The following is a 5783-nucleotide window of genomic DNA, read 5'->3' on the forward strand; positions in this document are numbered from 1 at the left end:
TCTACGCCCGCGTCGCCCAGCGCCTCCTCGCCCTTGCCGCTGTGATCTGGCACAACTGGAAGATCAACAGCCCAGTCAAGAGGTCACTGATCGCCTACGACCACTGACCAAGGTTGGGAATTACTCATCTAGGGTATCTAAGCTCGTCCGATGGCGGTGTAAGCCGATGTCAGCCGGCCCACGGGGCCTAGCCGCGCGGGAGGCCGAGGATGCGCTCGGCGATGATGTTTCGCTGGATTTCTGAAGTCCCGCCGGCGATGGTGCCGGCGAAGGTGCGCGCATACCGGTCGAACCAGCTGCCATAGTGGTCGTCGAGGTTCAGCGGTGCGAATGGGGCCGTTACCGAAGGATGCACCAGCCCGTCGGCTCCCGCGGCGTTCAGCGCATCTTCCGAAGCACGCTGCAATGCCTCCGAACCGAGCAGCTTGAGCACGGACTGGGCGGGCACATCTTCGTCCCCGCGCGCGGCCCGGGCCAGCGCCGCCGACCCCAGCAGCCGCATCGCGTGGGTATCCATCACCAGGGTGGCGTACCGATCGCGTTGCCGGACGTCCGCTGGAACAAAATCGATTGTCAACTCGCACAATAGGTTTGCGTATCCCAGCCACAGCATGACGCGTTCGTGCCCCAGTGAACCGGTTGCCACTCGCCAGCCTCCGTTGAGCTCTCCCACCAGATTCTCGGCCGGTACCCGCACATCGGTGAAGAACACCTCGTTGAATTCGACATCATCGTGACCGCACACCGATGCAAACGGTCGTCGCACCACACCGGGAGTATCCGTGGGAATCAGCAAGACACTGATGCCCTTGTGTTTCGGGGCTTGGGGGTCGGTGCGCACGAACGTCAGCAGCACATCGGCGTCATGGGCGCCCGACGTCCACACCTTCTGTCCGTTGACGACGAAGTGGTCACCATCGGGCACCGCCCGCGTCGTCAATGACGCCAGATCCGAACCGGCGCCGGGTTCACTCATGCCCAGCGACGCGGTCACCTCGGCACGCAGGATCGGCACCGCCCAGCACCGCTTCTGGTCCGGGGTCCCGAACGACAGCAACGATTCCGCGATGATGCCCACACCCTGCGGATTGAAGCTGCGATAGATGCGCCGCCGGGCCAATTCCTCCAAGTACACGTACTGCTGCAAGAGCGAGGCGTTGCGGCCGCCGAACTCCGGCGGATTGCCCGGCAGCAGCCACCCGTTGTCGAACAGCAGCCGCTGCCACCGGCGCGCCCACTCCGGAACGTGCGAGCACGAACGCGGCCGCTGCATCCCCGCAGCCTCGTCGGGCAGATGATGGTCGAGGAACGCGACGAATTCGCGGCGGAATGCTTCGACATCGGCATCAAAGGTCAGCTGCACGGCACTCCTGAACGCCCGCTCTCTCGATTGCGCTTCCCAAACACACGGCTGAGAGAATAGTATTCTCGCGACGAGGAAGTTACAATCTCCAAGACATCGTCGGCAAGCCCGTGAGGAGGTCGAGCGCAGCGATGCCACGGCGTTCTCCGGTACAGTCCAACCATGTCTTGTCCCCGCGGCAGTCATCCGAGCCGCCCGTGACCAATCCCAGCGAAGAGCCGGCTTGGAAGCAGCGCGCGGTCGAGCGGTCCATCAAGACCGCGAAATTGCGGGCGGCACAGCGGGTTCAGCGTTTCCTGGACGCCGCGCAGGCGATCATCATCGAAAAGGGCAGCACGGATTTCACCGTCCAGGAAGTCGTGGACCGCTCCCGCCAGTCGTTGCGGAGCTTCTATTTACAGTTCGACGGCAAGCACGAGCTCCTGCTTGCGTTGTTCGAGGATGCCCTGAGCCGTTCGGCCGACCAGATCCGGGCCGCTACGGACGGCCACGCCGACCCGCTGGAGCGGCTGAAGGTCGCTATCGAGCTGTTGTACGAGGCCTCACGGCCCGACCCCACGGCCCAGCGACCCCTGTTCACCGACTTTGCGCCGCGCTTGCTTGTTACCCATCCGGCCGAGGTCAAGATCGCTCACGCGCCCCTGCTGGCGTTGCTGACCGAGCTCATGGAAGACGCCGGTAAAGCCGGCAAGCTGCGCGTAGATGTCAATCCGCGGCGGATGGCCGCGATGACCATGCAGACCGTGATGTTCATTGCGCAGTCCAGCGGCGGCAAAGACGAGGCGACCGCCCATCCCATCACCGCCGAGGAGGTATGGGACTTCTGTTCACGCGGCTTCGCCGGCGCGTAGCGGTCCTGAATATCGCACCGAGTCGTATCTCGCCGGGCGTTGAGAACTCGATTCTCCGTAATTAAGAATGATAGATAGCAGAAACGAATCCGGCGTTGACACCTATTGGTGAATGATGACAGAGTTCAGATGCGGCACGATTCGCGCTCCCGTGGGGGAAGCGGGTGAGCGCGTTCCGGCGAGAGGCGATAACCCGTGACAGTCACCGCAGCTAGCGACGTCTATTTCGATCCGTACGACGTCGAGCTCAACGCCGACCCCTATCCGATGTTCCGCCGGCTCCGGGACGAAACACCGCTGTACTACAACGCCCGGCACAACTTCTACGCCCTGAGCAGGTTCGCCGACGTCGAACGGGCGATCGTCGACTATCAGACGTTCAGCTCGGCCAAGGGCGCCATCCTGGAAATCATCAAGGCCAACATCGACATCCCGCCGGGCGTGCTGGTATTCGAGGACCCGCCCATTCACGACGTTCACCGTAAGTTGTTGTCGCGCATGTTCACCCCGCGCAAGATCAGCGACCTGGAGCCGCAGATCCGCGAATTCTGTTCGCGCAGTCTGGATCCGCTGGTCGGAACCGGCAAGTTCGACTTCGTCGCCGACCTCGGGGCGCAGATGCCGATGCGGGTCATCGGCATGCTGCTGGGCGTTCCCGAGGAAGACCAAGAAGCCGCACGCGATTTCGCCAATGCCCAGCTGCGGACCGAGGCCGGCAAGCCGATGAAGGCTTCCACCGACGGCATGGCCAGCGGCGACTTCTTCGCCCGCTACATCGATTGGCGCTCCGAGCATCCCGCCAACGACATCATGACCGAACTACTCAACGTCGAGTTCGAGGACGAGACCGGAACGGTGCGCCGGCTCAGACGCGACGAACTTCTCACCTATGTCAGCGTCGTGTCCGGGGCGGGTAATGAAACCACCACCCGGCTTATCGGCTGGGCGGGCAAAGTGCTGGCCGAGCATCCGGATCAGCGCCGCGCGCTGGTCGACGATCCGTCGTTGATTCCGCAGGCCGTCGAGGAGTTGCTGCGATACGAGCCGCCTGCTCCGCACGTCGCCAGGTATGTGACCCGAGACGTCGAATACTACGGCCGGCAGGTGCCCGAGGGCAGCGTCATGATGATGCTCATCGGGGCGGCTAACCGCGACCACCGCCAATTCCCACCCGACGGCGATGTTTTCGATATCCGGCGCGAGCCGCGTCAGCACCTGACTTTCAGCGTCGGGACCCACTACTGTCTGGGCTCGGCGCTGGCGCGGCTGGAGGGACGGATCGCCCTCGAGGAGATCCTGAAGCGCTTCCCCGAATGGGATGTGGACATCGCCAACGCAAAGCTGTCCCCCACGTCCACCGTGCGGGGCTGGGAGACCATGCCGGCTGTCATCGGCTGCGCTGCTTGAGAAATGAGGTAATCATGGCTGGACGTGTCGACGGGAAGGTCGCCTTCATCACCGGGGCGGCGCGCGGTCAGGGCCGCAGCCACGCGGTGCGATTGGCGCAGGAAGGCGCCGACATCATCGCCGTCGACGTGTGCAAACCCATCGTCGCCAACACCACCATCCCGGCCTCGACCCCCGAGGACCTTGCCGAGACAGCCGATCTCGTCAAGGGTCACAACCGCAGAATCTTCACGGCCGAGGTCGACGTGCGCGACTACGACGCGCTCAAAGCCGCAGTGGATACCGGCGTGGAACAGTTGGGCCGGCTGGACATCATCGTGGCCAACGCCGGGATCGGTAACGGCGGCGACACTCTGGACAAGACCACCGAACACGACTGGCAGGAGATGATCGACGTCAACCTGTCGGGTGTCTGGAAGACGGTCAAAGTCGGTGTGCCCCATCTGATTGCCGGCGGCAACGGCGGTTCGATCGTCCTGACCAGCTCGGTGGGCGGACTGAAGGCCTACCCCCATTGCGGGAACTATGTGGCGGCCAAACATGGCGTGGTGGGCCTGATGCGATCCTTCGCAGTCGAGTTGGGAAAGCACATGATTCGGGTCAATTCGGTGCATCCGACGCATGTGCGTACCCCGATGCTGCACAACGAGGGCACCTTCAAGCTGTTCCGTCCGGATCTGGAGAATCCAGGTCCGGACGACATGGCGCCGATCTGTCAGATGTTCCATACGCTGCCGATTCCGTGGGTTGAGGCCGAGGACATCAGCAATGCCGTGCTGTTCCTGGCCTCCGACGAATCCCGGTACATCACCGGTGTCACCCTGCCCGTCGACGCGGGTGGCTGCCTGAAATAGGGTTTCTTCCCATGGAGGGATCTACCGGATTTGCCGGGCGCGGGGCGGTCATCACCGGCGGGGCGAGTGGCATCGGTTTGGCCACGGCCACCGAGTTCGCCCGTCGCGGCGCTGCTGTCGTGCTGTCCGACATCGACAAACCCGGGCTCGAACAGGCCGTCGCACACCTGCGTGCCGCTGGCTTCGAGGCGCACGGTGTGATGTGCGACGTCCGCCATCTGCGCGAAGTCACCCATCTCGCCGACGAAGCGTCCCGCCTACTAGACCGCGTCGACATCGTCTTCAGCAACGCCGGCATTGTCGTCGCGGGTCCGATCGCCGACATGACGCACGACGACTGGCGCTGGGTGATCGATATCGACCTGTGGGGCTCGATTCATGCCGTCGAGGCATTCTTGCCGGGGCTGCTCGAACATGGCGGTCACATCGCGTTCACCGCGTCCTTCGCCGGGCTGGTGCCCAATGCCGGCCTCGGGGCGTATGGCGTCGCCAAGTATGGCGTCGTCAGCCTGGCCGAAACCCTGGCACGCGAGGTCAAGGACCGTGGAGTCGGCGTTTCGGTGCTGTGCCCCATGGTGGTTGACACCAAACTGGTCTCCAATTCCGAACGAATCCGCGGCGCGGATTACGGGCTGTCGGCGGCGCCGGACGTGACGGGGACTGCCGGTTCGCTGCCGGCGCAGGATGACAGCCTCACCGTTGACGACGTCGCGCGGCTGACGGTCGACGCGATTGCGGCCAACCGGCTCTATGTGCTGCCGCACCAGGCCGCCCGGGCCTCCATCCGCCGCAGGTTCGAGCGTATCGATCGCACCTTCGACCAGCAGACCGCCGAGGGTTGGCGCCACTAGGGCCGCGCCAATCCCGCTCGCCACAGGAGTCACCAGCCGAGGGGGACCACACAATCTGCCCGCCTCATAGCGACAAGCCCAGGGGCACAAGGATTATCGCTAGGAGCGCTGAGGGCGCTGCACCCCGGTGTGGGGAGATGAAAATCGGGTACTGGCGCGGTTGAGTGCGCACGTCGATCAGGATGTCCGATTACGTTGGTGCTGACGGCACCCAGTGTGCGCCGACGGCGCCGAGCGTGCGCTGACGGCGTCAAGCGTGCGCTGGCGGCGTCGAGCGTGCCGTCAGGGCGGGCCGATCGCGCTTGTTCCCGCCCTACACGCACGCGCAAAGGTCGGGTGGCCGGAGGGGATTGCACCCTCCGGCTCCCACAGATCCGGACGTGAACCTCTCGATTCATCCGGCTCTTGTCATCTTGATCACCAGACGGCGGGGACGGTGGTGGTCCATTGCCAGTGC

General features: G+C 64.2%; 5 protein-coding genes and 1 pseudogene. 5 read left to right on the forward strand and 1 reads right to left on the reverse strand.

The window, feature by feature from the left end; translation table 11 throughout:
- Positions 1–107: pseudogene (locus tag EET03_RS22990) on the forward strand (IS982 family transposase); the annotation flags it as partial.
- Between the two features lie 80 nt (positions 108–187).
- Here the strand turns inward: EET03_RS22990 and EET03_RS22995 are convergent.
- The gene (locus EET03_RS22995) at positions 188–1363 is read right to left on the reverse strand and encodes an acyl-CoA dehydrogenase family protein (protein WP_099193753.1); all 1176 of its coding nucleotides are present in this window, start codon (positions 1361–1363) and stop codon (positions 188–190) included.
- A 197-nt stretch (positions 1364–1560) separates the two neighbouring features.
- Between EET03_RS22995 and EET03_RS23000 the strand changes: the two genes are divergently transcribed.
- The 4 genes from EET03_RS23000 to EET03_RS23015 all read left to right on the forward strand — a co-directional run bounded on the left by EET03_RS23000 (position 1561) and on the right by EET03_RS23015 (position 5326).
- Entirely contained in the window at positions 1561–2214 is a 654-nt protein-coding gene (locus EET03_RS23000; protein WP_075542216.1) for a TetR/AcrR family transcriptional regulator, read from the forward strand.
- Positions 2215–2409: 195 nt separating this feature from the next.
- A complete protein-coding gene (locus EET03_RS23005; protein ID WP_075542217.1) occupies positions 2410–3621 on the forward strand; it encodes a cytochrome P450 in 1212 nt (403 codons plus the stop codon).
- 14 nt (positions 3622–3635) lie between these two features.
- Positions 3636–4475 (forward strand): mycofactocin-coupled SDR family oxidoreductase, encoded by an 840-nt coding sequence (locus tag EET03_RS23010; RefSeq protein ID WP_075542218.1) that lies wholly within the window; start codon positions 3636–3638, stop codon positions 4473–4475.
- 11 nt (positions 4476–4486) lie between these two features.
- Positions 4487–5326 carry an SDR family NAD(P)-dependent oxidoreductase gene (locus tag EET03_RS23015; protein WP_075542219.1) on the forward strand — a complete coding sequence of 280 codons (840 nt, stop codon included), beginning with the start codon at positions 4487–4489 and terminating at the stop codon, positions 5324–5326.
- Positions 5327–5783 lie beyond the last annotated feature (457 nt).

The sequence above is a fragment of the Mycobacterium innocens genome (assembly GCF_900566055.1).
Lineage (GTDB): Bacteria > Actinomycetota > Actinomycetes > Mycobacteriales > Mycobacteriaceae > Mycobacterium > Mycobacterium innocens.

What these genes read in the sequence shown, in the direction of transcription:
- EET03_RS23010 (WP_075542218.1), top strand. Translation starts at nt 3,636, where the DNA reads ATGGCTGGACGTGTCGACGGGAAGGTCGCCTTCATCACCGGGGCGGCG.
- EET03_RS23015 (WP_075542219.1), top strand. Translation starts at nt 4,487, where the DNA reads ATGGAGGGATCTACCGGATTTGCCGGGCGCGGGGCGGTCATCACCGGC.